This is a genomic window from Microbacterium sp. SY138 (assembly GCF_039729145.1).
GTDB classification, from domain to species: domain Bacteria; phylum Actinomycetota; class Actinomycetes; order Actinomycetales; family Microbacteriaceae; genus Microbacterium; species Microbacterium maritypicum_A.
Genome location: NZ_CP155793.1, coordinates 3274072 through 3300122, shown reverse-complemented (window position 1 = coordinate 3300122; position 26051 = coordinate 3274072). Strand labels below are relative to the sequence as shown.

The 26051-nt window shown below is 67.9% G+C and carries 26 protein-coding genes and 1 tRNA gene; 15 read left to right on the top strand and 12 right to left on the bottom strand.

The features are described from left to right. The first annotated feature begins 10 nt into the window (after positions 1-10). From cydB to cydC, 3 genes are read left to right on the top strand one after another with little or no spacing between them, the layout of a single operon-like run. Entirely contained in the window at positions 11-1039 is a 1029-nt protein-coding gene (gene cydB / locus ABDC25_RS15940; RefSeq protein ID WP_029267678.1) for a cytochrome d ubiquinol oxidase subunit II, read from the top strand. Next, positions 1036-2694 (top strand): thiol reductant ABC exporter subunit CydD, encoded by a 1659-nt coding sequence (gene cydD, locus ABDC25_RS15935; RefSeq protein ID WP_347123602.1) that lies wholly within the window; start codon positions 1036-1038, stop codon positions 2692-2694. Before cydB ends, cydD begins: the two co-directional genes overlap by 4 nt. After that, entirely contained in the window at positions 2691-4379 is a 1689-nt protein-coding gene (cydC, locus tag ABDC25_RS15930; RefSeq protein ID WP_347123600.1) for a thiol reductant ABC exporter subunit CydC, read from the top strand. The genes cydD and cydC overlap by 4 nt, the downstream gene beginning before the upstream one ends. 45 nt (positions 4380-4424) lie before the next feature. Here the strand turns inward: cydC and ABDC25_RS15925 are convergent, their stop codons facing one another. Beyond that, on the bottom strand, positions 4425-5201 hold the full coding sequence (locus tag ABDC25_RS15925) for a hypothetical protein (RefSeq protein ID WP_021201304.1): 777 nt from the start codon (positions 5199-5201) through the stop codon (positions 4425-4427). 132 nt (positions 5202-5333) lie between these two features. Here ABDC25_RS15925 and ABDC25_RS15920 point away from each other — a divergent pair, with 132 nt between their 5' ends. Next, a complete protein-coding gene (locus ABDC25_RS15920; RefSeq protein ID WP_347123598.1) occupies positions 5334-6380 on the top strand; it encodes a hypothetical protein in 1047 nt (348 codons plus the stop codon). A gap of 63 nt (positions 6381-6443) precedes the next feature. After that, positions 6444-6534, top strand: a tRNA-Ser gene (locus ABDC25_RS15915). Between the two features lie 111 nt (positions 6535-6645). On the opposite strand, the gene ABDC25_RS15910 is transcribed toward ABDC25_RS15915, so the two are convergent. From ABDC25_RS15910 to ABDC25_RS15900, 3 genes are all read right to left on the bottom strand, one after another. After that, complete coding sequence (locus ABDC25_RS15910; RefSeq protein WP_347123596.1) at positions 6646-7050, bottom strand: PIN domain-containing protein; 405 nt, start codon at positions 7048-7050, stop codon at positions 6646-6648. Next, positions 7047-7301 carry a type II toxin-antitoxin system VapB family antitoxin gene (locus ABDC25_RS15905; RefSeq protein ID WP_347123594.1) on the bottom strand — a complete coding sequence of 85 codons (255 nt, stop codon included), beginning with the start codon at positions 7299-7301 and terminating at the stop codon, positions 7047-7049. The genes ABDC25_RS15910 and ABDC25_RS15905 overlap by 4 nt, the downstream gene beginning before the upstream one ends. A 115-nt stretch (positions 7302-7416) precedes the next feature. Continuing rightward, positions 7417-8358, bottom strand: coding sequence for a LysR family transcriptional regulator (locus ABDC25_RS15900; RefSeq protein ID WP_029267628.1), 942 nt, complete (start codon positions 8356-8358; stop codon positions 7417-7419). Between the two features lie 122 nt (positions 8359-8480). Here ABDC25_RS15900 and ABDC25_RS15895 point away from each other — a divergent pair, with 122 nt between their 5' ends. Both ABDC25_RS15895 and ABDC25_RS15890 read left to right on the top strand, forming a co-directional pair. Next, complete coding sequence (locus ABDC25_RS15895; RefSeq protein ID WP_021201299.1) at positions 8481-9485, top strand: DUF1852 domain-containing protein; 1005 nt, start codon at positions 8481-8483, stop codon at positions 9483-9485. Positions 9486-9505: 20 nt separating this feature from the next. Continuing rightward, a complete protein-coding gene (locus ABDC25_RS15890; RefSeq protein WP_197020542.1) occupies positions 9506-10543 on the top strand; it encodes a methionine synthase in 1038 nt (345 codons plus the stop codon). Between the two features lie 408 nt (positions 10544-10951). On the opposite strand, the gene ABDC25_RS15885 is transcribed toward ABDC25_RS15890, so the two are convergent. Next, positions 10952-11896 (bottom strand): NAD-dependent epimerase/dehydratase family protein, encoded by a 945-nt coding sequence (locus tag ABDC25_RS15885; protein WP_167255442.1) that lies wholly within the window; start codon positions 11894-11896, stop codon positions 10952-10954. 80 nt (positions 11897-11976) lie between these two features. Here ABDC25_RS15885 and ABDC25_RS15880 point away from each other — a divergent pair, with 80 nt between their 5' ends. The 3 genes from ABDC25_RS15880 (at position 11977) to ABDC25_RS15870 (ending at position 14365) form a co-directional block, all read left to right on the top strand. After that, entirely contained in the window at positions 11977-12609 is a 633-nt protein-coding gene (locus ABDC25_RS15880; RefSeq protein WP_167255444.1) for a TetR/AcrR family transcriptional regulator, read from the top strand. After that, positions 12606-13289 carry a type 1 glutamine amidotransferase domain-containing protein gene (locus ABDC25_RS15875; protein ID WP_347123591.1) on the top strand — a complete coding sequence of 228 codons (684 nt, stop codon included), beginning with the start codon at positions 12606-12608 and terminating at the stop codon, positions 13287-13289. The genes ABDC25_RS15880 and ABDC25_RS15875 overlap by 4 nt, the downstream gene beginning before the upstream one ends. A 65-nt stretch (positions 13290-13354) precedes the next feature. Beyond that, positions 13355-14365, top strand: coding sequence for an alpha/beta hydrolase (locus ABDC25_RS15870; RefSeq protein WP_347123589.1), 1011 nt, complete (start codon positions 13355-13357; stop codon positions 14363-14365). A 31-nt stretch (positions 14366-14396) separates the two neighbouring features. Here the strand turns inward: ABDC25_RS15870 and ABDC25_RS15865 are convergent, their stop codons facing one another. After that, the gene (locus ABDC25_RS15865; RefSeq protein ID WP_347123587.1) at positions 14397-15440 is read right to left on the bottom strand and encodes a hypothetical protein; all 1044 of its coding nucleotides are present in this window, start codon (positions 15438-15440) and stop codon (positions 14397-14399) included. A gap of 59 nt (positions 15441-15499) precedes the next feature. On the opposite strand from ABDC25_RS15865, the gene ABDC25_RS15860 reads away from it, so the two are divergent. Continuing rightward, positions 15500-16024 (top strand): hypothetical protein, encoded by a 525-nt coding sequence (locus ABDC25_RS15860; protein WP_347123585.1) that lies wholly within the window; start codon positions 15500-15502, stop codon positions 16022-16024. A gap of 87 nt (positions 16025-16111) precedes the next feature. Continuing rightward, a complete protein-coding gene (locus ABDC25_RS15855) occupies positions 16112-16408 on the top strand; it encodes a hypothetical protein (RefSeq protein ID WP_021201290.1) in 297 nt (98 codons plus the stop codon). A gap of 141 nt (positions 16409-16549) precedes the next feature. On the opposite strand, the gene ABDC25_RS15850 is transcribed toward ABDC25_RS15855, so the two are convergent. From ABDC25_RS15850 to ABDC25_RS15840, 3 genes are all read right to left on the bottom strand, one after another. Continuing rightward, positions 16550-16780 (bottom strand): hypothetical protein, encoded by a 231-nt coding sequence (locus ABDC25_RS15850; RefSeq protein WP_021201289.1) that lies wholly within the window; start codon positions 16778-16780, stop codon positions 16550-16552. Between the two features lie 126 nt (positions 16781-16906). Next, positions 16907-17182: a hypothetical protein gene (locus ABDC25_RS15845; RefSeq protein WP_240750580.1), complete on the bottom strand. Its 276-nt coding sequence runs from the start codon at positions 17180-17182 to the stop codon at positions 16907-16909. A 291-nt stretch (positions 17183-17473) separates the two neighbouring features. Beyond that, complete coding sequence (locus ABDC25_RS15840) at positions 17474-18874, bottom strand: threonine/serine exporter family protein (protein WP_029259899.1); 1401 nt, start codon at positions 18872-18874, stop codon at positions 17474-17476. 138 nt (positions 18875-19012) lie between these two features. On the opposite strand from ABDC25_RS15840, the gene ABDC25_RS15835 reads away from it, so the two are divergent. The 3 genes from ABDC25_RS15835 (at position 19013) to ABDC25_RS15825 (ending at position 20202) form a co-directional block, all read left to right on the top strand. Next, positions 19013-19363: a hypothetical protein gene (locus ABDC25_RS15835; RefSeq protein WP_021201286.1), complete on the top strand. Its 351-nt coding sequence runs from the start codon at positions 19013-19015 to the stop codon at positions 19361-19363. A gap of 63 nt (positions 19364-19426) precedes the next feature. Continuing rightward, on the top strand, positions 19427-19681 hold the full coding sequence (locus ABDC25_RS15830; RefSeq protein ID WP_021201285.1) for a hypothetical protein: 255 nt from the start codon (positions 19427-19429) through the stop codon (positions 19679-19681). Beyond that, the gene (locus tag ABDC25_RS15825; RefSeq protein WP_342588934.1) at positions 19678-20202 is read left to right on the top strand and encodes a BLUF domain-containing protein; all 525 of its coding nucleotides are present in this window, start codon (positions 19678-19680) and stop codon (positions 20200-20202) included. Before ABDC25_RS15830 ends, ABDC25_RS15825 begins: the two co-directional genes overlap by 4 nt. Positions 20203-20354: 152 nt before the next feature. On the opposite strand, the gene ABDC25_RS15820 is transcribed toward ABDC25_RS15825, so the two are convergent. Genes ABDC25_RS15820 through ABDC25_RS15810 form a run of 3 tightly spaced genes read right to left on the bottom strand, consistent with a single transcriptional unit; the run spans position 20355 to position 26045 of the window. Continuing rightward, a complete protein-coding gene (locus tag ABDC25_RS15820; protein WP_021201283.1) occupies positions 20355-20972 on the bottom strand; it encodes a TetR/AcrR family transcriptional regulator in 618 nt (205 codons plus the stop codon). A 25-nt stretch (positions 20973-20997) separates the two neighbouring features. Continuing rightward, the gene (locus tag ABDC25_RS15815) at positions 20998-23178 is read right to left on the bottom strand and encodes a YhgE/Pip domain-containing protein (RefSeq protein ID WP_347123580.1); all 2181 of its coding nucleotides are present in this window, start codon (positions 23176-23178) and stop codon (positions 20998-21000) included. Continuing rightward, entirely contained in the window at positions 23175-26045 is a 2871-nt protein-coding gene (locus ABDC25_RS15810; protein ID WP_347123578.1) for a YhgE/Pip family protein, read from the bottom strand. The genes ABDC25_RS15815 and ABDC25_RS15810 overlap by 4 nt, the downstream gene beginning before the upstream one ends. Positions 26046-26051: the final 6 nt, after the last annotated feature.

The window sequence follows — 26051 nt, the reverse complement described above, 5'->3', positions numbered from 1 at the left end:
GAGGAGCATCATGGATCTCGCAACACTCTGGTTCTTCATCGTCGCCTTCTTCTTCGTGGGCTACTTCGTGCTCGACGGCTTCGACTTCGGCGTCGGCATGTCCCTGCCATTCCTCGGCAAGAACGACGTCTCGCGCCGACAGGTCATCAACACGATCGGCCCGGTCTGGGATCTCAACGAGACCTGGGTCATCGTGGCCGGCGCCGTGCTGTTCGCGTCGTTCCCCGAGTGGTACGCCACGCTGTTCAGCGGCTTCTACCTGCCGCTGCTGCTGATCCTGCTCGCGCTGATCCTGCGCGGTGTCTCGTTCGAGTACCGACACCAGCGTGACAGCGCGAAGTGGAAGGCCGGCTTCGACCGGATGATCGTCATCGGCTCGGTCGTTCCCGCACTGCTGTGGGGCGTCGCGTTCGGCAACATCGTGCAGGGCGTGGCCATCGATGAGAACCACATCTACGTCGGCGGGTTCTTCGCCCTGCTGAACCCGTACGCACTGCTGGTCGGCGTCACCACGCTGCTGCTCTTCTTCCTGCACGGCGTGCTGTTCGTGGCGCTCAAGACCGATGGTCAGGTGCACGAGGACGCGCAGAAGCTCGCGAAGAAGGCCGCCATCCCGACGATCCTCGTCGCAGCCGCGACGGTGATCTGGACGGTCGCGATCGCGATGGGCCGTGAGGCTCCGCTGCTCTGGCTGGTCATCGGCGCCGGCGCGCTCGCGGCGGTCAGTCTGATCGCGGCTGTCGGGCTCTCCATGGTCCGTCGCGACGGGTGGGCGTTCTTCTCCGGGATGCTCACGGTGCTGTTCGCCGTGGTCATGCTCTTCTCCGCGCTGTTCCCGTACGTGATGCCGTCGACGATCGACCCGGCGTACAGCCTCACGATCGCCAACGCGTCGAGCACCCCGTACACACTGCAGATCATGAGCTGGACGGCCTTGATCGCGATGCCGCTCGTGCTCGCATACCAGGCGTGGACCTACTGGGTCTTCCGCAAGCGGGTCACCCGGAAGTCGATCGAGGGGGCTCCGGCACACGCGTGAAACCCGTCGATCCGAGACTGCTGAGATACGCGGGTGCCGCGAGGGGTTTCCTCGCGGCATCCGCGTTGATCGGCGTCGTCCAGACCGCGGTCACGATCGCCTTCGCGTGGCTGTTGACCGAAGCGATCACGGGGGCGCTCGCGGGGCGGGACGTCACCTCGTCGCTGCTCTGGCTGCTGCTCACGGCTCTGCTGCGAGGCCTGCTCATCGCGGCCTCTGATGCGGCGGGGACACGGGCGGCCGCCAAGACGGGGATGCAGCTGCGCACGGCGCTCGTGGCTGCGGTCGGGAAACTCGGGCCAGGGTGGCTCGCGCAACGCAACCAGACCGCGCTCGCGGTGACCGCGGGCCACGGACTCGAAGCGCTCGACGCCTACTTCGCGCGTTACATCCCGCAGCTCGTGCTGACCGTGATCGCGACGCCGGTGCTCGTCGCGGTCATGTGGTGGCAGGACTGGCCGAGCGGACTCACCGCGGTGATCACGCTGCCGCTGATCCCGCTGTTCCTCATCCTGATCGGCATGGCGACCCGCACCGTCCAGACGCGGCAGTGGCAGACGCTGCAGCGCCTCGCGGCACGCTTCGCCGACACGGTGCAGGGGCTGTCGACGCTGCGACTGTTCGGGCGCGATCGTCGCGCTGTCGACCGCATCGAGGTCACCGCGGACGAGTACCGCCGCGAGACCATGAAGGTGCTGCGGTTCTCGTTCCTGTCCGGCTTCGCGATGGAGCTGCTGGCCTCGATCGCGGTGGCCCTGATCGCGGTGTCGGTCGGGTTCCGGCTGCTGTCGGGTGATCTGACTCTCGAGGTCGGGCTGTTCGTGCTGCTGCTCGCTCCCGAGGCGTTCCTGCCCATCCGGCAGGTGGGGGTGCAGTTCCACGCTGCCGCCGAAGGGGTTGCGGCAACGGAGGACGTGTTCGAGGTGCTGGATGCGGCGGGGGAGCGCGCACGGCTGCAGGAGCTTTCGACGGATGCCGGAGGAATCGCCGTCGAAGCCCCCGGCATCCGGGAATCGGTCATGCAGGGGGAACCGGCGAAGGGCGGAAACCTCGTGGTCGAGGGTCTGCGGGTGCGCGACCTGCCGCCCGTGTCGTTCGCTGCCGGGCCGGGGACCATCACGGTCCTCGAAGGGCCGAGCGGGTCGGGGAAGTCGTCGCTGCTGGCCGCGCTCCGGGGCGCGGTCGAGTTCGAGGGGACAGCGTCCTACGGCGGCGCGGACGTGAGGGGGATCGCGCCGTCGGTGTGGCTCGCCTGGGCGGGACAGGCACCTGGCCTCACGCGCGGGACCGTGGCGGCGAACGTCACCCTCGGTGATCCTGAGCCGGACGCCGACCGGGTGCGCGATGCGCTCGACGATGCCTGCGCCGAGGGCATCGACCCCGCGCTGGAGCTCGGCGTGCAGGGAGCGGGGCTGTCGGGTGGGCAGGCGCAGCGAGTGGCTGTCGCTCGAGCCCTGTATCGCCAGGCATCGGCGTCCGGACGCGTGCTCGCACTCGATGAGCCGTCGAGTGCACTCGACCCCGAGACCGAGGACCGGCTGTGGCGATCGCTGCGCGAGAAGGCGGATGCCGGTGCGACGATCCTCCTCGTCTCCCACCGTCGGACCGCACGGGAGATCGCGGATCAGATCGTGGAGCTGGGGGTGAACGCATGACTGCACCCCGCACAACCGACACAGTGCATTCCCGCGGTCACCGGGTCGGCGCCATCCTGCGACTCGCGCAACCGCCGCTCGGCCGCTTCGTGCCGGGTCTGATCTGGGGTCTGCTCTCGGCCGCCGCCGCCGTGAGCCTGCTCGCCGTCAGCGGGTGGCTGATCGTGAGCGCATCGATCGTCGACTCGCTGGTGCCGCTGTCCATCGCCGTCGTCGGTGTGCGCTTCTTCGCCGTCTCGCGCGCGGTCACCCGCTATCTGGAGCGCCTGAGCGGACACGATGCCGCGCTGCGTCAGCTTGCCTCGACCCGCGCCGACATGGTGCGCCGACTCATCCCGCTGTCGCCAGCGGGACTCGGCGCGACGGATCGCGGACAGGTGCTCGCAGCTCTCGTCGACGACGTCGAGAACCTGCAGAACCTGCCGCTGCGGGTGGTGCAGCCGCTCGGGGTCGCCGCTCTGGTCGCTGTCGGGGCCGTCGGGTTCATCGCGTTCGTATCGCCCGCCGCCGCGCTCACGCTGGCCGTGTGCCTGCTCGTCGCTGCGGCAGCCGCGATCGGTTTGGGGTGGGTGTTCGGCTCACGCGCCGAAGCGCAGGTCTCGGAACGTCGCGCCGAGCTCTCGGCGGCCCTCGTCGACTACTTCGGCAGCCTCGACGTGCTCATCGCCTATGGCGCGGAGGAGCAGGCCCGTGCACGGATCACCGCAGCGGATGCCGCGCTGCGACGCGTTGTCGACCGGGCCTCGCTCGCGCAGGCCGTAGCCGCCGGCGTGGTCTCCGCGGTCGCCGGAGTCGCTTCGGTCTGGGCACTCGCCGCGGCGGCTCCCGGCCTCTCGGACGGCTCGATCGACGGGCCGTGGCTGGCCGTGGCCGTGCTCGTGCCGATGGTGGTGTTCGAGATCTTCGGCGCGGTGCCGATCGCCGCCGCATCGTGGCGGAGCGTGCGTTCCAGCGCGGAGCGCATCGTCGACGTGCTGCCCGAGCGGATGCCGGCCGAGCTGCGCGCCGACGCGGGTGAAGACGTCGAGTTCGAAGGCACCCCGGCTGTAAGCCTGCGCGACGCGCGTGCGACCTGGCCTGGCGGGACGCCCGCTCTGAAGGGGGTCGACCTCGACCTCCGCGCCGGTGAGCGCGTGCTGGTCGCGGGGCCGAGCGGGGCGGGCAAGAGTTCGCTCGCGGCGACCCTGGTCGGCTTCCTGCGCGTGGAGGGCGAGTATCTGGTCGGTGGTCGCGATGCCGCGGAGCTCTCGGGTCCGGCGCTGCGACGCGTGATCGGGTTGTGCGAGCAGAGCCCTCAGCTGTTCGACGAGGACATCCGCCAGAACCTGCTCTTCGCGCGGGACTCCGCCTCGGACGAAGACCTGCAGGCGGTGCTCGAGCGGGTCGGCCTCGGTGACTGGGTACGGGAGCGTGGGGGCCTCGATGCGCGGGTCGGCGACCGCGGCGCGCTGGTGTCCGGTGGCCAGGCGCAGCGGATCGCGCTCGCCAGGGCGCTGCTGCGCGGCTTCCCCGTGCTGGTCCTCGACGAGCCGACGGCGGGGGTCGATCCGGAAGCATCGAATGCCCTGCTGCGTGATCTGCTGCAGGCCGCGGGGGAGCAGTCGGTGCTGCTGATCTCGCACGTGGCGCCTCCCGAGGGGACGGTCGACCGCGTGGTGCGGATTCACGACGGCCGCACGATCTGAGGGGCAGCGAGAAGGAACCTGTGGGGAGACCCGCGGGCCGTCGCCTCAGACGTTCATGTCGACGGGCGGTTCCATCACGATGCCCTGAGCCTCGAACGCGCGACGGCGCTCCTCGATGCGGCGGTGCAGCTCGACCTGCGCATCGTCGACGAACTGCGGGTCGAGGTCGACGGTCTTCGGGTGCGGGTCGCCGTGGTTGGCGGCGATGTAGGCGTCGAGCTCGGGGCCGCTGGTCCATGACGTGATGAGCGCGTACCGCGGGGCGGTGCCGCGGTGCCAGACCGCGTGCCAGAAGCGCTGGGTGTCGACGATGATGCGCGAGCCGGCGCGCAGCGGCAGGCGGATCTCGGTCGCCGGATCGAAACGGTCGGCGCGCAGGATCAGCATCGACTCGGTGTCGTCGGAGAGGTTGAAGAACCCGCGGACGACCCAGCCGGTGCCCTCTTCGTTGAGGCGGTTGTTGTCGTCCTGGTGCAGGTTGTAGATCGCGTCGGCGTACTCGTTCGGCTGCAGCTCGATCACGCGGCAGCGGCCGATGCCGGCGCCCGGCTCCTGTGCCCGGCGTTGGAGCGTCGGGGCGACCGCGACCTGCGAGGCGACCCACACGCCATCCTTGTCGGTGCGCGGCGGGGTGTGGTTCCAGAAGCCGTTGCAGTCGACGTCGCCGGCATAGCTGGTGAGCGGGGCGAAGCGCGTGATGCCGGAGGAGCGCCAGCCGACGTACTCCAGGCCCAACCATTCGGCGGGATCCGTGGCGGAGGTGTGGTCGTCGAGGACCACGTAGCCGGTCTCGGACAGCGCCTCGGACGTGATGAAGCCCATGATGAATACCTTCCCGTCATCGCTGCCCCCACAGGCGGCGGGTTCTTAGGCCATCCTAACTCGAATGCCCATCGCAGCGTGGGGGTCTCGCCGGGGAAAAGGCCCGACGGGAGCGTCGATATCCTGAGGGGTATGACTCAGCCGCAGGGTGCCCTCCTCGTGGGCAGCGTGAATTACGACGATGCCGAGACCACGATCCGCACCGCTGCGGAACTGCTCGGCACCCGGCTCCGTCGCATTCCGGACGGCGAGGTCGGCAAGCGGTTCCACTGGATCATGTTCCAGCCCGACGTGATCGGTGAGGCCGAGGGCATCGAGCGCACAGGCGACGAACCCATCCCGTTCCCCGCCGGCATCGACGCCCGCGGCCTGCGCATCGCCGAGGGAGTGGATGCTGCGAGCATCAAGATGCCGCCGCTGGGGTATGCCGCCGCCGCGATCGAGTCGTATGCGGTGTTCGAGCGGCTGCGGGCCGAGGGCGCGGTGCCCGCCGGCGTGCGGTTCCAGGTGTCGCTGCCGACGCCCCTCGCCGTGATCTCCTCGTTCTTCCACGGCGATGACCGCGCGGCCATCGAGCCCGTCTACACCGCCGCGATCCTGCGCGAGCTCGACGAGATCCTCGAGGCCATCCCGCACGAGGACCTCGCGGTGCAGTGGGACGTCGCGAGCGAGATGGGCATCATCGAGCGCGCCGCCGGCTACGGAGCGGTCATGGAGGCGTGGTGGCCCGGCGACCCGTTCGACGGTCTGGTCTCGCGCCTGGCCGCACTGGTCGATGCGGTGCCCGCCGACGTCGAGGTGGGTGTGCACCTCTGCTACGGCGACGCGGGGGAGAAGCACTTCTTCGAGCCGCGCGACGCCGCGAACCTGGTCCGCTACGCGAACGCCGTGGTGGCGGCATCCGCCCGTCCGCTCACGTGGCTGCACCTGCCGGTGCCGATCGACCACGACGACGAGGCCTACTTCGCCCCGCTCACAGGCCTCGCCCCGGTCGGCGAGCTCTACCTGGGCCTCGTGCACCGCGAGGACGGGGTGGAGGGCGCCGCCCGTCGCGTCGCCGCCGCGACTCCGTTCGCCACCGAGTTCGGGGTCGCGACCGAGTGCGGCATCGGGCGCGCGCCCGCAGGATCGACCGAGGGCATCCTGCGCACGCACGCCGACGTCGCCGCCGCCTGGTGACGTGCGCGGCGGCGTGCGGGTCTCGATTCGCGTGCGGGCCCCGCGTCGCGTAAGCTATTCCGCGGTGACGTGTCCGAGCGGCCGAAGGTGCAACTCTCGAAAAGTTGTGTAGGGTAACCCCCTACCGTGGGTTCAAATCCCACCGTCACCGCCATGGAAGCCCCCTCCGAGTGAGGGGGTTTTTCCGTATCATCACGGGGCTCTCCGAGAGCGAGCGCTCTTGCCTGGAAGTTCGATGGCGCCGCACGCTCACATGTGTCTGACCTCAGGCCGCGACGTACTCCTGGCGGACTCGTCCCTCAGTCGCCATCTCTATGTACCCGAAATCCTGGTCCGAGTTCAGGATCACTGCGTCGTTGGCGACCGCGTATGCGGCGATGAGGCAGTCGAAGGCTGCGGCTGCTCTCATGAGCCCTGTGTCCCACAGCGCCTGCTGAAGGTCGAGGGCGTCGCGCTCGTCGGGGTGTTCCCACGCGGGGAGCAGCCCCTCCATGTCCGCACGCAACTCTGCGTACTCCTTCGCATTGCGCGCGGAGTGGCAGTACTCGAGGACCTGCGGCGGGCACGTGATGATCAGGTGATTCGGCGACAGGGCCCGGAGCCTCTCGCCGATCGCCGTGCTCCTGCCTGCCTTCTGCCAGATGCTGTTGTCGACGAGGTAAGTGGTCACCGAACGGTGCTCTTCTCCCGGGGAGCGCTCTTGTCGGGATCCGGACCCGTGTCCGGAGCGATCGTCGGCGCGTCGATCTGGTCAGTGTCGAAGTGGCGAGCGATGATGCGCTCCACGGTGGCGGGCTGGCGGCGCACCGCGATGAGCGTGCGCAGCGCGAGATCCACCGTCTCGCGGTTGGAGGTCGTGCCGGCAAGCTTCTTGGCCTGCTGAAGCTCGTCGGGGTCGATGTCAATCGATGTGACGGCCATGGCTCCTCCTTCGCGGAAGCTCTGTATAAGCCATTGTATAAAGATCTTTGGCGGGGTGCACGATCTTTCGGTGCCCTGTGGAGGCGGAGCTCCTCTCCCCCCGGAGGCGTACCCCTCACCCGAGCAACTCCACCCCGAACTCGGAGACCACCGTGCGCAGTTCGGCGAGGTAGCGCTGTGCCTGCTCGGTGAGGGGGATCGCCGCATGCCCGATCCAGCCGATCTCGATGTTCTCGTCGACGTCGAGCGGGATGGCGACGATCTCGGGGTCGAGGTCGTCGCTGATGATGCCCGTCGAGATGGTGTAGCCGTCGAGGCCGATCATCAGGTTGAAGATGGTCGCGCGGTCGGAGACGCGGATGTCCTGGGGGCTGGAGAGGGTGGAGAGGATCTCCTCGGCGAAGTAGAAGGAGTTGTTCGCACCCTGGTCGAAGGTGAGCCTCGGCACGTCGGCGAGATCGTCGAGGGTCACGCGATCTCGGGTGGCAAGGGGGTTCTTGCGGGAGATGAAGATGTGCGGCTGTGCGACGAAGAGCGGGTGGAAGGTGAGCCCGGAGTCGCGGAGCAGCTTGTCGATCACGTTGCGGTTGAAGTCGTTCCGGTAGAGGATCCCCAGCTCGCTGCGGAGCGTGCGGACGTCTTCGATGATGTCCCACGTCCGCGTCTCCCGCAGAGAGAACTCGTACTCGGCAGCCGAGGTCGCCTTCACCATCCGCACTAACGCGTCGACAGCGAACGAGTAGTGCTGGGTCGACACTCCGAGCAGGCGTCGCGACGGCGGACGACCGAGGTAGCGCTGTTCGAGGAGCGCGACCTGCTCGACGACCTGCCGGGCGTATCCGAGGAACTCCACACCGTCGGTCGTGAGCGTCACGCCGCGGGCGGAGCGGAGGAGGAGCACGCGCCCCACTCTGCTCTCCAGATCCTTCATCGCCGCCGACATGGTGGGCTGGGCGACGTAGAGCAGGTCGGCGGCGGCGCTGATCGATCCCTCCGCAGCGACCTCGATGTAGTAGGTGAGCTGTTGCAGGGTGATGCCGCTCGAACGCTTGGCCATAGATTCAGCCTATGTCACGGCATAGTTCGCGCGCATTACCCGATGGGCGCCCGCACTCGTCATCATGGAGAAACCCCCGATCGAGGCCGAGCCCGGCCGATCATCCCACCGATTGGCCGCTCATGGCATCCGAATTCACGTTCCGCATCACGACGACCCGTTTCGACGAGGACTACTCGCCCTCCGACGATTCCCGCATCACCACGAACTTCGCCAATCTGGCGCGCGGCGAGCACCGTCAGCAGAACCTCCGCAATGCACTGACGATGATCGACCGGCGGTTCAACGATCTGGCGCACTGGGACAACCCGAGCCGTGACCGCTACACCCTCGAACTCGAGATCGTCTCGGTCGCGATCCAGTTCGCCACGGAGGGGGAGGATCGGGAGTTCCCTCTTCTCGAGGTGCTGGAGGTGACCATCGTCGACCGGTCGACGGGCACGCGCACCCAGGGGATCGTGGGCAACAACTTCTCGTCGTACATCCGCGACTTCGACTTCAGTGTGCGGTTGCCGGCGGCCAGCGAGGCCGCGGGGGGTTTCACCGTCCCCGACGACTTCGGCGACCTGCACGGCAAGCTCTTCCAGCACTTCCTCGATTCCGAGGCCTACCGGGAGCGCTTCTCGCTGTCGCCCGTCATCTGCATCAGCGTCTCGACGAGCAAGACATACCGCCGCACCGAGAACCACCACCCCATCCTCGGTGTCGAGTACGAGCAGAAGGACGGCTCGCTGACCGACGAGTACTTCGGCAAGATGGGCCTCTCGGTCCGGTACTTCATGCCGCGAGGCAGCGTGGCCCCGCTGGCCTTCTACTTCCGCGGGGACCTGCTGAGCGACTACACCAACCTCCAGCTCATCGGCACGATCAGCACGATGGAGACGTTCCAGAAGATCTACCGTCCGGAGATCTACAATGCGAACTCCGAGGCCGCGAGCATCTACCGGCCGACTCTGGAACAGCAGGACTACTCGGTGACCAAGATCGCCTACGACCGCGAGGAGCGCAGCCGGCTCGCGGCCGAGCAGGGGCAGTACGCCGATGCGCACCTCATGACCCCGCACGGTGAGCTGCTCGAGCAGTGGGCCGCCGGCACCTCCGCCGCATCCCTGGTGGCCGTCGGATGACGAACCAGAGATCGTCGATCGTGCGCGAGCTGCTCCCCACCTCGATCGTCGGCAGTCTGCCGAAGCCCTCCTGGCTGGCCGAGCCGGAGACGCTCTGGTCTCCGTGGAAACTGCAGGGCGACGCCTTGATCGAGGGTACGCAGGATGCTCTGCGCATCGCCGTCCAAGAGCAGCGCGAGGCCGGCATCGACATCATCAGCGACGGGGAGCAGACCCGACAGCACTTCGTCACCACGTTCATCGAGCACCTCTCCGGCGTCGACTTCGACCAGCGCGAGACCGTGCGGATCCGCGACCGATACGACGCCAGCGTGCCGACGGTGGTCGGGGCCGTGAGCCGCGAGAAGTCCGTGTTCGTGGAGGATGCGAAGTTCCTGCGTCAGCAGACCGATCAGCCGATCAAGTGGGCGCTGCCCGGCCCGATGACGATGATCGACACTCTCTACGATCGTCACTACAAGAGCCGCGAGAAGCTGGCGTGGGAGTTCGCGACCATCCTCAACCAGGAGGCGAAGGAGCTCGAAGCAGCCGGGGTCGACATCATCCAGTTCGACGAGCCGGCATTCAACGTCTTCTTCGACGATGTGCAGGACTGGGGCGTGGCGGTGCTCGAGCGAGCGGCGGAAGGACTGCGCGCGGAGACCGTGGTGCACATCTGCTACGGATACGGGATCAAGGCGAACACCGACTGGAAGGCGACCCTCGGCGCGGAATGGCGGCAGTACGAGAAGTCCTTCCCGCTTCTGCAGCGCTCGATCATCGACACCGTCTCACTGGAGAGCCACCACTCGCACGTTCCTCTGGACCTCATCGAGCTCATTCGCGGAAAGAACGTCATGCTCGGGGCCATCGACGTGGCCAGCCCGACCATCGAGACCCCGGACGAGGTCGCCGACACCCTCCGCAACGCCCTCCGATTCGTCGACGCCGACAAGCTCATCCCGAGCACGAACTGCGGCATGGCTCCGGTGTCGCGTGACGTCGCGCGTGGCAAGCTCCGAGCACTCAGCGCGGGAGCCGCCATCCTTCGCGACGAGCTCGTGCCCGCAAGGGTCTGAGGCTCCGGCGAGGAGGCGGCTCCGGCCTGATCGGTCACCCCCGGACGGGTTCTCGAGCGGCTTCCCGTTCTCGTCGGTCGTCTCCGCCTCGAGCACCTCTTCGGTGTCGGGCCCGTCGCCGGGAGCGCCGCCCGATGCGGTGTCAGCTTCTTCGTCGGGGCCCGGTGTGCCCTGCGTGTTCTTCGGGTCGCTCATCTCCGTCTCCTTCGTTCGGTCTCGCGAAGCTACTCCTGACGGAGGGGGAGCGTCAGGGGGTTGACCGCGGCGATGAATCGCTCTCGGATCGGTGAATCGTGATGGCGGACTCACCGTGTGAGTGCGATCGAGTTCCGGGATGAGGCGCGGTTGAACGCGTAGGGACGTCCACGAGCCCGTGGCACCGACGAGCGGGCGGTAAGCGTCGCCCCGTCAGAAGCTCGACGCGACCGCTTCTTCGCGGATGATGTCGACGCCGCGACGGTAGCTCGTGACCTCGAACTCCGGGAATCGCCCGACGAACTTCGATGAGTCGAACCTGTTGTCGTGCTCGTACCGCGGCAGGAGCTCTCTGATCTCACGCGCCTGGCGAGACGCGAGACCGGCCGCGCTCAGCGCCCACTTCGGGACGACGGTGTACCCGGACCCGGCTGGTCGACCGAAGGCGGACTCTGCCATGGCGACGAACTGCCGATAGGTGGGACGGTCGGAGTCTGTGGGGAGGTGCCACGTCTGGTGAAAGGTATCGGCGGCGTTGCCCAGCGTCGCGAGGGCACGACTCGCGTCCGGCGTCCAGATCAGAGTGCGCTGCCGGTCGTCGCGCACCGGTACGAGCGGACGTTTGCCGCTCTTGATCCTGTCGATGACGAGCGCGTTCGTGAAGCTCTGCGTTCGCCCGGGGCCGTAGAACTCCGGCGCGCGGGCGATCAGCACGGGGATGTCGCCGCGCGCCATCTCGTCGAGCACCATCGACGCCATCGCTGCACGCACCCTGCCCTTCGGGCCGACCGGTTCGAAGGGCGTGTCCTCGGTCTGCAGCCGGTCATCCTGCGGGTACATGTAGGTGTTGTCGAAGTAGGCGAAACTCGCGCCGGCGGCGCGGGCCGCGTCGAGGGCGTTCCTCACCATCGTCGGGAACTGCCGTTCCCACAGCTCGGTGTCTGCGGGCAGGCCGGCGGTGAAGTAGACGACGTCGCTGCCGTCGACCGCGGCGGCGGTCTGTACGGCGTCGAGAAGATCGGCTCGTACGAGGGTGTCGGTGGCGTTGACCTTGCGGGGGTTGCGGCTGACGAGTCTGAGGTCGGACGTGTGGTTCCGGTTCAGCTCGCGTGCGAGTTCCACGGCGATCTGTCCGTTCGCGCCCAGTATGGTCTGCATTCCTCGACTCGACTTTCGATTGCGATATCCGACACGGTATGTTTACACTGCTTACATGATCGTACGAGGGGATGTTATCGGTGTCAACTTCTGAGAAGACCTACCATCACGGCGATCTCCGTGCAGCTCTTCTGGATGCGGCGATACAGGCTCTCGAGGCCGGGGAGCCGTTTTCGCTTCGCGCCGTCGCGCGTCGGGCGGGGGTCTCGCCGGCCGCCCCGTATCGGCACTTCGCCGACCGGGAGGCCTTGGACTCCGCCGTCGCGGTCGAAGGTTTCAAGGACCTGCAGGCCGACCTCGCCGCCGCTCTGGACCGAGTCCCCGCCGCCTCGCCGGCGCCCGCCGTCATCACGCAGCTCGGAATCGCCTATGTGACCTTCGCCTTGCGTCGTCCCGCGGTCTTCCGGCTGATGTTCGGCAACGAATGCGACGAATCCGACAGCGACCGTGTGCGGGCGTCCCATGGGTTGCACGCCGTGTTGAACGACGCGATCGAAGAGCTGTTCCCCGGGGCTGACGCACCGAGCCTGTCCACGGCGCTGTGGAGCATGGCCCACGGCCTCGCCTTCCTGCACCTCGACGGCAAGTTCCGTCCCGAACCCGCCGAAGCGGTGGCTGAGCGGGTGCGGTCGTCCGTTGCGGCGATCTTCGCGATCTCCACCCGTGCGGCACCGCCATCGGCGGCCGATTCGATCCCCGGGAGACTCGCATGACCAGACGCATCCTGCACGTCGTCACCAACATCGGACACTACGACGACCCCGACCACCCCACCGGGCTCTGGTTGTCGGAACTCACCCATGCATGGGAGGTTTTCGAGGAGCGAGGTTTCGAGCAGCGGATCGTCAGTCCGGCTGGCGGGCTCTCGCCGCTGGAGCCCCGGTCGCTGAAGTTCCCCAGCTACGACAAGACAGCGAAGGCATGGCGCGCCGACCCCGCACGCATGGCGTTGCTGGAGACCACTCTGCGGCCCGACCAAGTCGATTCCGCCGACTACGACGCGATCTTCTTCACCGGTGGTCACGCGGTGATGTACGACTTCCCGGAGAGTGAAGGCCTGCAGCGGATCACACGGGAGATCTGGGAGCGGGGAGGGATCGTGTCCTCGGTCTGCCATGGCTACTGCGGTCTGCTCAACACGCGACTCTCGGACGGCTCTCTCCTGGTCGACGGTCGCAAGGTCACCGGCTTCGCCTGGCAAGAGGAGGTGCTGGCCCGTGTGGACAAGCTCGTGCCGTACAACGCGGAGGAGGAGATGAAGAAGCGCGGCGCCCTGTACGAGAAGGCGCTGCTGCCGTTCGTCTCCTATGCCGTCGTCGATGGGAATCTCGTCACGGGCCAGAACCCCGGCTCCGCGAAGGAGACGGCCGAGAAGGTCGCCGCACTGCTCTGAACGCGTCGGCGAGCGAGAGGGCGGCGAGAGGGAAGACCGTACCGACGTCTCGCTAGTGTGACGGCATGACCGACGAAAACGGCCCCGCAGTGATCGCCGATCTCTGCCGCCTCCCGAATCCCGAATCGATCGATCGCACGACCTTCGTCGAGCTCGGCGGCGTCGAGCAGTTCGTCTCGATTCGAGGGCGCGACACCCGCAACCCTGTGCTCATCGTCTGCCATGGCGGCCCGGCCCTCCCTTCGCTGCCGTCATCGTGGATCTGGCAACGCGCGGTCGAGGACTACTTCACCGTCGTGAACTACGACCAGCGCGCCAGTGGGAGGTCTGCGGCGGGGGCGCACGACGGGATGGATCTGAGCGTCGAGCGGTACGTCGAAGACCTCGAGGAACTGATCGCCTGGCTCCGGCATGAACTCGGGGTGAGCACGGTCGGCGTGCTCGGGCACAGCTGGGGAACGATCGTCGGCCTCACCCTGGCGGAGCGGCGGCCCGACCTGCTCTGGGCCTACATCGGGGTCGGGCAGGTGATCTCCGGTCCGGAGAACGAGGCCGAGAGCTTCGGTTTCGCGATGCGCAGCGCACTCACGGACGGGAATGAGCAGGCCATCGCCGAACTGCAGTCGCTCGGCGAGTATCCCGGCACGCAGCCTCTCACGATCGAGCGCATCGTGACGTGCCGGAGATGGGCGCAGCACTACGGCGGACTCTCCGCCTACCGCTCAGACTTCGCCTACTTCACGGACGCGGCCGGACTGTCGCCGTATTACACGACTGATGAGCGGGCATTGATCGGCGTCGGACAACAGGTGACCATGCCCCACGTGCTTCCGGCGCTGCTGTCCTTCGACGCTCGTGCGAAGACCTCGTTCGCGGTGCCGATGCTGCAGTTCCTCGGACGCCATGACTGGACCACGCCGACGGCTCCGGTGGAGCGCTGGATCGACGAGGTGTCGGCGCCGTCGGTGGACGTCGTCTGGTTCGAGAACTCCGCACACCTGTGCATGTTCGAGGAGCCGGGGAAGTTCGTCGTGAGCCTCGTGGATCTGGCACTGCCCCATGCGCCTTCCGCCTGAACGGGCGGCGGGGTTCACGCGTGACGTCGACTCACAGGTCGGGCGTCTGCACCTCGGGGCTGTCGATGCCGTCGAACGTCGGAAGCAGGTAGCGCTCCGCGTCCTCCCGGCTCATCGGGTGCAGCGACGGGATCAGAGCGGCGATGTCCTCCGCGGTCGCAGCGTTCGATCCGCCGACACGTTCGGCGTCGTACCCGCCGAACGCCATGATCCACATCGTGGTGCCGGTGCCCGCGTCGTAGCTGTAGACGGCAGTACCGTCTGACCGCGACCACTGGTCGCCTGTGCGCACGCACCACGACGGCAGCTGGTCGGGACCCCGATCCCACTCCCGCCCAGGTCCGCCGATGAAGTTGCACGGCGCGAGGGGGTCGGGTTCGACCGCGTTCCACTGGATGATGATGCGTGCGACGGAGCCGGTGTCACTGCGCACCCAGGTGGCGGCATCCGTCCCGGTCGCTCTGACTTCGACGTTCGACCACCCGGCGAGGTCGGTCACGAGCGGGAACTTCCCCGACCTGATCCAGCTCGCCTTCACCTCGGCCGAACGGTCGGCCTCGGCATTCGCGCGATCGACGGCCGCGGTCTCGGTCGGTGTCGGGACGAGGGCCAGCACGGCCACCAGCGCCGCGGCGGACACCGCGCCCGCGACCCGCAGCGGCATCGGCCCGAGGAAGATTCCCAACGTGAGAGCCGCGAGAGCACACACCGCGACATGCAGCAGGGCATCGGTCTGAAGAGCCAGGGGACCGAGGATGCCGTGCACGAGGCCGAACGCCCCCGCGCACGTGAGCACCCCGGCAGCGACCACTCCGCCGAAGATCGCCGGCCGTCCCGTGAACGCCGTGCTCAGGAGAGCGATACCGCCTGCGAGCACGGCGAACGCGACGAGGATCGCCGCTATCAGGACGAACGGCAGACCGCCGAAGAGCGCGACGACCGTTGCGTAGGACACCGCGTAGTCGATCAGAAGCATGAGCGGGATCGTCAGTCCGATCACCGCCAGCGAACGTCCGGCCGTGGTCTGCCGAGCAGACCGGGCTTCGACGACCGCGCTGTCGCTGGGGCTCACCATGCGTCGAGGCTACGACATTCGACATGGGCCCGCGGGGGATGGCTGATAATCTGCGGCGCATGCAGTTTTCCGACGACGGGCGCACCCACGACGAGGAGGTGGGGGTGGACACCGCGTCGATCAAGGAGCGGGTCTATGCCACGTTCACGGGGCTCGCCATCGTGCTCGTCCAGAACTCGAACGTCGCCCACACCGACGCCGGTCGCGCGACCATCACGCTCCTCGTCGGAATCGTCGCGATCGCCATCGCCGGATTCGTCGCGGAGCTGCTGGCGCACCTGGCCGTGCATGCGACCTTCCCTGACCGCCGCGAGTTCGGCCGACTCCTTCGTCTGACCGGGACGGCGATGGCTTCAGCGGCGGTGCCTCTCCTCGTCCTTCTCCTCGCTGTACTGGGGTGGATCGATCTGGGAACCGCTCTCACGGTCGCATCGATCGCCTACGTCGCGATCCTCGGACTGATCGGCTACGTGGCCGTACGCCGGACCGACGCTCCATGGTGGAAACAGGCCATCGCACTCGGAATCCTCGTTGCGCTCGGCAGCGTTGTCGTTCTGATCCAACAGCTTGCGCACGGACACTGAGAGGCGGCTGCCTGGTGGTGGCCGTCCGGCCTCGATCACGCGTCGACATCGGGCTCGGAGACGCGCAGAGGCGCGTATTCTCGGAGCATGGGAACTCTCGAGTACAACAGTTCACGCCCTCCGATCGTGATCGACGATGCGACGTTGGCGCACCTGAAGATCGTGATCGGCACGAAGCTCCGTCGACACGAGAGCTTCATGATGACGTGGCTGCCGGAGGAGAAGAACCCTGCCGGTCGGCTCACCATCTGGATGCACCCCGCGATTCCGCTGGCGCTCGCTTTCGACGGCTCCAAGATGCCCGAGATCGACACCAAGCGCATCGAGCGGATGATGGAGAACCTCAACGCCCGCGGAGAACTCGTCCTCGATCAGCTCGGCTAAAAGTGATCGGCGAACAGTCGGAGATCGTTCCCGTCCCCGCCGTCCGCCATTCACTTCTCCGAGCCCGGCACCCATTTCCCCGAGCCCGAAGCCCGCGTCACCGTCCCTGGAGCGGGAGCATGCAACGGCGCTCCACTCCGGTCAGTCGCGTCGAGCATCCTCGGCGTGAACACCCTCGGAGCCACCGCCCGTGGGCGGCACCGTGGGAGGGGTGCCCTTGCCCTTCTCCGCACCGAGGTTGTCGTTCTCGTCCTCGTTCTCGTCGTCGTCCTCGTCTGTCTCGGGGCCGTCGTCGGTCGAGGGCATGTCGGGATCGATGCCTTGGGCTTCGACTGCGGGTGTGTCGTCCGTGTGGTCCTGCGGGTCTGACATCATGTTCTCCGTTCACCGAGGTGGATTGATCGCCCAGTCTTGCCTCTGTGAGGCGTGCACGTCTGCCCGTTGACAGGGGTGCGCGAGCGAGCGGAGAATCCCGCCTGCGTGAGCGTGATCGCCCGGTCAGGCGGTCGCGAGGGGCGGATGATGCGGGATCGGGATCGGTCGGCCGGCGCGGCGCGGCGCATGGAACCGCTGGACGTCTTCCCACACGTCGGCGGCAGTCATGTACGAACTCGCGAGCGGGAGGTCTCGCAGCCAGACGACCTCCACCTCCGCGGCATCGACCTCATAGATGCACGCGACCGTGCGTCGCGAGTCATTCTGGGCATAGCGGTGATCGAGGATCAGCCACTCGGTATCGGTGATCTTCCTCAGCTCGAATCGGGGATCGGGCATTGTGAACAACTCAACACTCCCATCGGTGGACCGGTATCGGCTGCCGAGGAGCGCACCACCCCGCGCGGCGCGGTGCATGCGTCCGCGCGGTCAACGGGCGCTCTTCAGCCCGCCAGAATTCACTGGAATTGTAATCCGAACCGATATATTGCTCAACTCGCGGTGCTCGCGGTGCACGCGGTGCACCGAGTGCACGGCGTGCGCGCGAGTGCACGGGCTGTCGACGCGAACACCCCGTGCACTCGGCGAGATCCCGTGCACTCGACGAGCAGGTAACACCGTGGGCGCCGATCAGCGGCGGACGCGGGCCCGCGTCTTCGCCACGCTCGCGAGAGTCGCCCGCACCGGGGTACCGAGATAGAGGCCGAGGGAGGCGCCGGAGGCCAGGCCGATGCCGATGACCGCCGCATCGATGAGCGATCCGCCCGCGAGCAGCATGCCCGTGGAGGTGCCGGCTGCGTGGACCATCTCGAGCAGCCCCTGGAACACCGCGACTCCGGGGACGAGCGGCACGATCGCGGCGGTGGTCACCGCGACCGAGGGCACGTGCAGGTTGCGTGCGATCAGCATCCCGAGGAAGCTCGCCAGCAGGGCACCGACCGCGCTCGCCGCCGCGGGGTGCAGGTTCAGCGCCACCGATGTCGAGTAGCCGGCGAGGGTGACAGCGCTGAGCAGTGCGCTGACGAGGATGATCCGGATGCCGGCACCGTTGAACACGGCTACGGCGACCGCGATGATGATCGCTCCGGCGAACTGGTTCACGAGCGGTCCGAACGGCGCGGGGTCGTCGGGGAGGTCCATGGTGAAGCCCAGGACGCCGCCGAGTTCCAGGCCGACGAGGATGCCGATCACCACGCCGAGGGTCTGCATGGTGAGATCGAGGATGCGTCCGCCGGCCGTGAGGGCGAAGCCGTCGATCGCGTCCTGCGCGGCGCCGACCACGGTCAGGCCGGCGAGCATCAGCACGATGCCGGAGGCGACGATGATCGACGGGCGGATGCCGACGAACGGTTCGATCCCGGCGGTACCGAGCGCGGAGACCACGACAGCCACGACCGTGGTCACGAATCCTCCGGCGATCTGGCTGAAGAACAGCGGCACCCGGAGTCGCGCGAGCCCCGCCTGTGTCAGTGCCGCGCACAGCGCCGCGACGAACGTGAGACCGACGATGATCGGGGCGGCGCCGAGCATGATGCTGACGCCGACGGCGAGCAGGGCGCGCGCGACGATCACGACCGGCTGCTGGTAGCGGAACGGCACCCGCCGGATGGCGCGGAACGTGGTGCGCGCGGATTCGAGGTCGAGGCCGCCGTCGATGTCGGCGACCAGGGCCTGCACGCGCTGCAGCTTCGCGTGATCGGGAGCGGTGACACGCACGACGCGCACGAGGGTCTCGGGCCAGACCTCGCCGCTCAGATGGAACGACACCGTGATCGAGTTGTAGGTGACGTCGACCTGCACGCCCCGCATCCCGTAGGCATCGCACACGCGGGTGATCGCGAGCGTGACCTCGTGCGCTGAGGCGCCGACGGCGAACATCGATTCACCGATGCGGGTCGCGAGATCGAGCACCCGGGGGACCGTGCGCTCGTCGATGACGGGCATCGCCTCGGTGTGCGCGACGGCCGAGGGATCGGTGTGCAGCAGACGGCGCACGGAGGAGAGCAGCGGCCGGCGGGATCTCGCGGACATATGCTCCATTCTCCCGCCCGGGCGCGTGATCGGGGGAAGGCTGTCCGGTCGTGGGCGCACTCGCTCGCGGTTAGCGCGTCGGACGTGGTCCGCACAACCCCCTTGGGGCCTGCCCCGCGTGATGGCACCGTCGAAGACATGAAACTCGTATCGTACGCAGGCCAACAGGTGGTCACGACGGACGACGTCGCCGAGGCGCTCGTCGCTCTCGCCGCCGCCCTCGCGAGTGAAGGGGAGTCGGCGGCTCTGCGGCTTCCCATCGTGGTGGACGGGAAGAAGGACTCCGCTGACCTGATCGTCGGCGTCGGCAACGATCTGCTCGTCGGTCCGCAGACCTCCGACGGCGATGACCCCGACTTCTCCGAAGACGCCGCCCAGATCCGCATGCACCCCCTGTTCCCGCAGCGGACCCCCGGCGACGACGAGGACGACGGCGGATTCGGGATTCCCGCGGTCGACATCGACATCGAGCACGGTACCCGCGCTTAGCGCACCCGCGGGGCCGCTGTAAAGGGGAGCGCGGTGAGCGCGCCGCACGCATATTCTGCTGGGGTGCCGCACTCTGCCCCACCTGATCATGACGTCCTCTGGGCGTGCGTCGAGGAGGGCTTCCACGTCGGGAGCCGCCGCGGCGACTTCCTCGGATATGTCGACAGGCAGGCGGGCGGCGCGTATCGCGCGTTCGACGCCCGGTCCCGTATGCTCGGCGACTTCGCGACGCTGGCAGCAGCCACGAACGCGGTGGAGCAGCTGACGGGGGAGCCCTCGCCGACGGTCCACGACGGTGAGCAGGGGGTGGCGCTGTGAACGGCGGCACGGCACCCGGGTTGATCTCCTTGGTGTACACGAGCACCGCGTCTCAGCCGCTTCGCGCGACGGCTCTCGAGCATCTGCTGACCGTGTGTCGACGTCTCAATCTTCGACGGGGCATCACCGGGATGCTCCTTCACCGGGAGGGGCGGTTCATTCAGGTGCTGGAAGGGAATCCGGACACCGTGGCGCGCGTGCTCGAGAGCATCCGAGGGGATTCCCGACACCATGATCTGCGGGTGCTCCTGGAGGAACCGATCCGCGAGCGTCGGTTCGCGGACTGGACCATGGGGTATCGGCCACTGCAGCGCCGCGCGAGTGCTCCCACCGGGTACCGGGACTCCTTCGCAGATCTGGATACGGGATCGGATGTCGGCACAGCGGTGAGAGCGTTGACCGAGCTCACGCTCTGGTTCCGTGTGCGCGCGGATGATCGGTCCTCATCGTCGGTGGAGACGGACCCGGATGAGGTCCTGGATGAGGACGGGGTGCCGCGGCACGACGACGCGATCGTCTGAGCGGTCTCGCGTCCGGGCCGGCCGGGCCGGGAACAGTACGGAACGGTCCCCTCGGCCCTGCTCCAGAGCCCCGCACTGCGCGCAGATCTCGGTGTCGCAGATCTCGGTGTCGCAGATCTCGGTGTCGCAGATCTCGGTGTGGGACGCAGGGTTCAGTCCTGCGCGAAGACCTCGGGGTGCGCGGCGATGAGCTCGGCCTGCTCGGTCCATGAGAGGCCCACGATGCTCAGCACCACGCGGACGACGGTCGAGTCTGCGTCGGTCGTGGTGAGCCGCAGTTCGCGCAGCGTTGCTCTGGCGGTCTCCTCGATGAGGAAGGCGAGCAGATCGGCCGGCATGTCTCCCCGGAACGCCCCCGAGTCCACTCCGACGCTGGTCAGATCGCGGATGCGGCGACGCAGCGGCGCCAGGGCGAGCACGGTATCGGCCAGATGCGCATCGTCGAGGGCGATGTTGGCCGAGGCGCGCACGGCGGAGGCCTCCCGCCACAGCCGCGTCGCCATCCGTGCCAGGGTCACCCGGGGGTCGGACTCGTCGGTCGTCTCGGCGATCGCGTTGAACCGCTGCGCACCGACCGCGATCACCTCGCGGAGCAGGCTGTCGCGGTCGGCGAAGTGGCCGTAGACGGCGCGACGGGTGAGACCTGCCGCCTGCGCGATGACATCGAGCGACGCCGTGGGGTTGGTCGCGAGCACCGACTGCGCCGCGCGCAGCAGGGCTTCCCGGTTGGCCAGGGCGTCGCGTCGACGCGGCGGGTTCGGTGCGGTCACTTCGGGTCCTTCGGGGGCGCGGGGATCAGGACATCAGCTTGGTCGACGCGAGCGCCTCGACCAGTTTGCGGTTGTAGGTCATCAACGGACGCCGCAGCACGAGTCCGAGGAGCAGCGCCGGAACGATGAACAGCGCGAGTGCGCCGAGCGCCCACCAGAAGTCGGCCTGGTAGACGCCGGCGATCGCCGATCTCACCATGTTCACGGCATAGGTCGCGGGGAGGAAGGGACTGACGCTCTGGAACCAGTCCGGAAGCAGCTGCAGGGGGTACGCACCGCCCGACCCGGAGATCTGGATCACGAGCAGCAGCACGGCGAGCGCCTTGCCCGCGTTGCCGAACGCGACCACCGCCGTGTACACGATGAGCGTGAACACGGTCGAGATCGCCCACCCGGCCAGGATCAGCAGAAGCGGATGCGCGGGTTCGATCTGGACGAAGAGGATCAGGCCGAGCGTCAGCAACGTGCTCTGCGCGAGACCGACCAGACCGAAGATGCCGTAGCGGCCGAGGTACTTCTGCGTCGGCGTGAGTTCGGGGCGGTCGGGGAGCGTCTCGGCGTTCACATCGACGCGGATCGTCACCGTCATCAGAAGGGCACCGACCCACAGGGCGAGGATCATGTACAGCGGGGCCATGGCCGCACCGAACCCGGCCACGGGGAAGACCGCGGTGCGATCGAGGCGCACGGGCTCGGCGAGCGACGTGGCCAGCACACCCGGATCGGCGCCGATCAGCGCGCTGAGATCGCCGGTGTCCGCGGCCTTCGCGATCGACTGCTGCACGGTGTCGAACCTGTCGGCCAGGGCGTTCAACGATGCGGACAGCTGCGTCGTGGCCTCCTGCGCTCGCGACAGCGTCGACAGCACGGAGTCGGATGCTCCGGACAGCCCGGAGGTGATGCCGGACAGGTCGGAGCGGATCGCCGACACGTCGGACCCGATCTGCGTGAGCGTGGACGACAGGGCGTTCAGCTGCGCCTTCAGCCCGTCGTCGTAGGTGCTCCGGGCGTCGGCGATCGCCTTCTTGGCCTCGGCGATCGCCGCCGTGATCTCCTGGTGCGAGCTCTGTGCCGAGTCGTTGCCGGCCGCGATCTCGGTCGCCGCAGTCTGCAGGCGCTGCTGCAGCGCCTGCTGCCGCGCGATCGCCTCGTCGAGTCGGCTGATCACGGCGTCGAAGTCGGGCTGGGCGGATTCGGGAAGGTTCGGTCCGACCTGCGTCACCAGCGTGTTCTTCACCGCGGCATACTGATCGATCTGCTGCTGCACGCGCTCCGCGAGTGTGGTGATCGCCTGCACCTGGCTGCCGCTGAGCGAGGCGGCACCTGCGTAGAGCTCGTCGATGCGCTGGCCCACCGCGTCGTAGCTGTTCGATGTGGCCGCGAGGGCGTCCGCCAGCGACTGCGCCGCCGTCTGCAGGGTCGATTTCAGCGTGCTCGCCGCATCCACTCCGCTGCCGAGAGCGCCCGAGGTGTCCGAGAACGCGTCGCCGGCCTCGTCGACCAGGGCCGACGCGCTGTCCAGCAGCGGTCGGCTCGTCTCGAGCAGGGCCGTGAACGTGTCGGCCGTGCGCGCGCCCGAGCGCAGCTGAGCGCCCACGCTTCCCAGTCGAGTCTCGATGCGCGTGAGCGTCGCCTGCGTGTCTTCATCGGTGAGGTAGTCCGACATCGACGAGACGAGGCCGAGCGCCACGTCGCCGAGTGTCTCGGCGAACGTGTCGCTGATCGCGGACGACACCCCCTCCGCGCCCTGGCCGGTGATCTTCGGCGCCAGGGCGTTCTTCTTCTCGTTCGTGTAGAGCGCGATGTGCGTGCGGTCGCCGCCGTCGGCGTAGAACGTCAGCATGTCGGCGCTGAACGTCTCGGGCAGCACGATGGCGGCGTAGTACTCGCCCGACTTGGTCCCATCGATCGCGTCGTGCTCATCGGTGATCACCCAGTCGAGCTGCTCGTTCCCGCGGAGCTGGGAGAGGACCTGCTCGCCGACGTTCACCCGGATCGGGACCAGGTCGCTCTCGTACCCGGCGTCGGTGCTGGCGACGGCGATCTTCAGGTCTTTCGTGTTCGCGAACGGGTCCCAGCTGGCGATGACGTTGAACCAGGTGAACAGGGAGGGGATGACGACCAGGCCGAACAGAACGATGCACGCCATCACGTTCTGGGTCGCGTGACGTATGTCGCGGGCCGTCAGGTGCAGGATGTCCTTCACGCGCGGTCCTCCCCTTCGGCGGGCTCGTCGTCTGCGGTGGGTGCTTCTTCCTCCGGGGGGAGCGGGTCGTCTGCCGCCTTGGTGGCGGTCGCTTCCTCCGTCGGCTCGGAAGCCGCGGGATCGGCCTCCGGTTCCGCTTCCGTGTCGCCGGTCGTCTCCGACTGTGCTTCCGGATCGAACCACTCCGTGAGCAGTGCGTCGGCCTCGGCGCCGGCGATCGGCGCCTCGGAGGTGTCCCGGTCATCCGCCTCAGCGGGTGCGACCGGGGCGACCGGTACGTGCGGGACGGTGGCGAACGACTCATCAGCCGTGGGTGGCAGAACCGCTGCAGGGCCGGCGGGGCCGGCGAGAGCGAGCTGGCGCAGTTCGGCGTCGTCGAGAGCAGCGACCTCTGCGCCGTGCTCGAAGCTGTGCTTGATGTACTCGATGGCCACGAGGAACCCGATCACGAGCAGTATCCAGAGGGTCCACAGTCCCAGCAGCAGCGCTTTCGATCCGGGGAGCGCCCAGGTGAGGACGCCGAGAACGACGAGCCCCGCGACCCCCGTGAGCACTGTCGCCTTCAGCAGCGTCGGGTAGCGGCGTGTGAACGGCTCGGCCCGCCGAGCGAGGTCGTCGCGGTACTCGGCGCGGTTCGACAGCGCCCGGATGACGTCGGTGAGCCGGTATCCGCTGCCGACGACCTGCACTTTCTCGCCGATGAGGAGGTCGGTCGAGAGCACCTGCCGGTTGAAGAGCAGGGTGAAGTTCGCGAGGCGGCGACGCAGGACGAGTCCGAGGAGGAAGGCGAGGGCGACGAACACGGCGAGGGCGCCGAGGAAGCGCCAGTAGTGGCCGTCGTAGAAGCCCCCGATCGTCTCCCGCATGGCGTCGATGCCGTAGGAGAAGGGGAGGAGGGGATAGATCGCACGGAAGAATCCGGGCATCAGCTCGATCGGGTACAGGCCGGACGCACCGGGGATCTGCATGATCACCAGCAGGATGCACAGACCGCGGCCGACGTGCCCGAACGCGACGCAGAGGGCGTAGATGATGCTCACGTACGCGAGGGCGATGAGCACACCGGTGCCGACGAACGCGGCGGCGCTCACGGTCTGCACGCCGATGATGAGGTTTCCGATGCACACGATCAGCGCCTGGCCCACGGCGAGCGTCGCGAAGAGGAAGAAGCGGCCGAAGTAGGCCTCGCGCACCGTGACGCCCTCGACGCCCTCCGTGTCGACCTCGACGCGGAAGATCACCATCAGCACGAAGGAGCCGATCCACAGCGAGAGGTTCGTGAAGAGCGCGGCCATCGCCGACCCGTAGGTGTCGACCGGGAACACCAGGTGCTCGTCGACCTCGACCGGAGAGGAGATGAACTGGGCGATCTGCTCGGGTTCCAGATCGGTCAGGGTACCGAGCAGGCCCCATTCGGATGCAGCGTTGAGCGCGACGACGTCGGTGCGCGACGTCTGCAGACCCTGCTCGATGCCCGCGAGGTCGTTGTCGAAGCTCTCCAGTGCCGACGAGGTGGCGACGAGTTGCGAGTCCAACCCTGCCAGCAGCTGATCGGCCTGTGCGAGGACGCCCTTCTGCGCGTCCAGCGCCCCTGAGAACGATCCGACGCTCGCCGACAGCTGCGACATGGCGCTGTTCAGTGAGGGGACGGTGCGGGTGAGGATGTCGCGCATCGCCGATGAGGCGTCGCGGGTGTCCTGCATCGCCTGGTCGACCGCGTCGGCTGTCGCCTGAACGGAGCGCACCGTGTCGGAGGCGGCGGTCTTGAGGTCCTTGAGGTCGGCGAGCAGCTGCTGGTCGGTGGCGTTGCGCTGCTGCAGCGAGGCGATGACCTCGGTCAGGCGCTGCTTCGTGTCCTCGCTGAGGTCGGTGTCGTCCAGGAGCGCCTGCAGCCGGGCGACCGCCGCCTCGTTCGCCTTCAGCACGTTCGAGACGTCGTCGATCCCGGCGTCGATGCGCACCCCCGCCTGCTCGAGGCTCTGGGTGAGACGGGTGATCGAGACGTTCGCCTTCGATGAGACGTCGGCGAGCAGCGTCGTGCCCCGCAGGAACGCGGTGGTGGCACTGTCGCTGAACGCGATCACCTCCTTCTGCGTCTCCGCGATGATCGACTGCGTCTGGGCGAGCGACTTCTGCACATCGCCGAGCGTCTTGTCGACGTCGCCGAGCGTGTTCCGTGCGGACGAGAGCGTGCCGCGCGAGGAGGCGAGCCCGTCCTGGGTCTCGGCGAGGTTCTCGCGGGCCGAGGCGAGTGTCTGTGTCGCCTGGTCGAACGCATCGAGGGTGTTGTCCCTCGCGTTCAGCAGCCGCAGCTCGGTGGAGTCGCCGACGTCCTTGAGTGCGTTCGTCGCCGCGAGTGCCACCTGCTCCTTGAAGGCGCTCGTGACCTGCTTGTCGAGCTCGGAGGCGCCGACGTCGGTGATCTTCGGCGCGATCGCCCCGGCCTTCTCGTTGACGTAATACTGCAGCGACGGCTGCGTGAAGTCGCCGCTGGTGATGCTGAGCAGGTCTTCGCTGAATGCGGCGGGGATGACGATGGCCGCATAGACGTCGCCCTTCTTCACGGCCTCCTGGGCCTCGTCTTCGCCCATGAAGGTCCAGCCGAGCTGGTCGTTGTCCTCGAGCTGCTCCGTCACCTGCGCGCCGATGTCGATGTGGCCGGTGAGGTCGGAGGTGGCGCCCTCGTCGAGGTCGACGACCGCCACGCGGATGTTCGCGGTGTGGGCGTAGGGGTCCCAGAACGCGTTGATGTTGAACCATGCGTACAGGGCAGGGGTGATGAGCACCCCGATGATGATGATCCACGCTTTGGGGACGCGGGAGAGTCTCTTGACGTCGCGCTTGTAGACCCGCCAGCTCTGTTTCACAGGACG

Coding starts and splice junctions, on each gene's coding strand:
- cydB (WP_029267678.1), top strand. CDS start 11: ATGGATCTCGCAACACTCTGGTTCTTCATCGTCGCCTTCTTCTTCGTG.
- cydC (WP_347123600.1), top strand. CDS start 2,691: ATGACTGCACCCCGCACAACCGACACAGTGCATTCCCGCGGTCACCGG.
- ABDC25_RS15925 (WP_021201304.1), bottom strand. CDS start 5,201: ATGGGCTTCATCACGTCCGAGGCGCTGTCCGAGACCGGCTACGTGGTC.
- ABDC25_RS15920 (WP_347123598.1), top strand. CDS start 5,334: ATGACTCAGCCGCAGGGTGCCCTCCTCGTGGGCAGCGTGAATTACGAC.
- ABDC25_RS15905 (WP_347123594.1), bottom strand. CDS start 7,301: ATGGCCGTCACATCGATTGACATCGACCCCGACGAGCTTCAGCAGGCC.
- ABDC25_RS15900 (WP_029267628.1), bottom strand. CDS start 8,358: ATGGCCAAGCGTTCGAGCGGCATCACCCTGCAACAGCTCACCTACTAC.
- ABDC25_RS15895 (WP_021201299.1), top strand. CDS start 8,481: ATGGCATCCGAATTCACGTTCCGCATCACGACGACCCGTTTCGACGAG.
- ABDC25_RS15885 (WP_167255442.1), bottom strand. CDS start 11,896: ATGCAGACCATACTGGGCGCGAACGGACAGATCGCCGTGGAACTCGCA.
- ABDC25_RS15875 (WP_347123591.1), top strand. CDS start 12,606: ATGACCAGACGCATCCTGCACGTCGTCACCAACATCGGACACTACGAC.
- ABDC25_RS15870 (WP_347123589.1), top strand. CDS start 13,355: ATGACCGACGAAAACGGCCCCGCAGTGATCGCCGATCTCTGCCGCCTC.
- ABDC25_RS15865 (WP_347123587.1), bottom strand. CDS start 15,440: ATGGTGAGCCCCAGCGACAGCGCGGTCGTCGAAGCCCGGTCTGCTCGG.
- ABDC25_RS15860 (WP_347123585.1), top strand. CDS start 15,500: ATGCAGTTTTCCGACGACGGGCGCACCCACGACGAGGAGGTGGGGGTG.
- ABDC25_RS15855 (WP_021201290.1), top strand. CDS start 16,112: ATGGGAACTCTCGAGTACAACAGTTCACGCCCTCCGATCGTGATCGAC.
- ABDC25_RS15850 (WP_021201289.1), bottom strand. CDS start 16,780: ATGTCAGACCCGCAGGACCACACGGACGACACACCCGCAGTCGAAGCC.
- ABDC25_RS15845 (WP_240750580.1), bottom strand. CDS start 17,182: ATGCCCGATCCCCGATTCGAGCTGAGGAAGATCACCGATACCGAGTGG.
- ABDC25_RS15840 (WP_029259899.1), bottom strand. CDS start 18,874: ATGTCCGCGAGATCCCGCCGGCCGCTGCTCTCCTCCGTGCGCCGTCTG.
- ABDC25_RS15835 (WP_021201286.1), top strand. CDS start 19,013: ATGAAACTCGTATCGTACGCAGGCCAACAGGTGGTCACGACGGACGAC.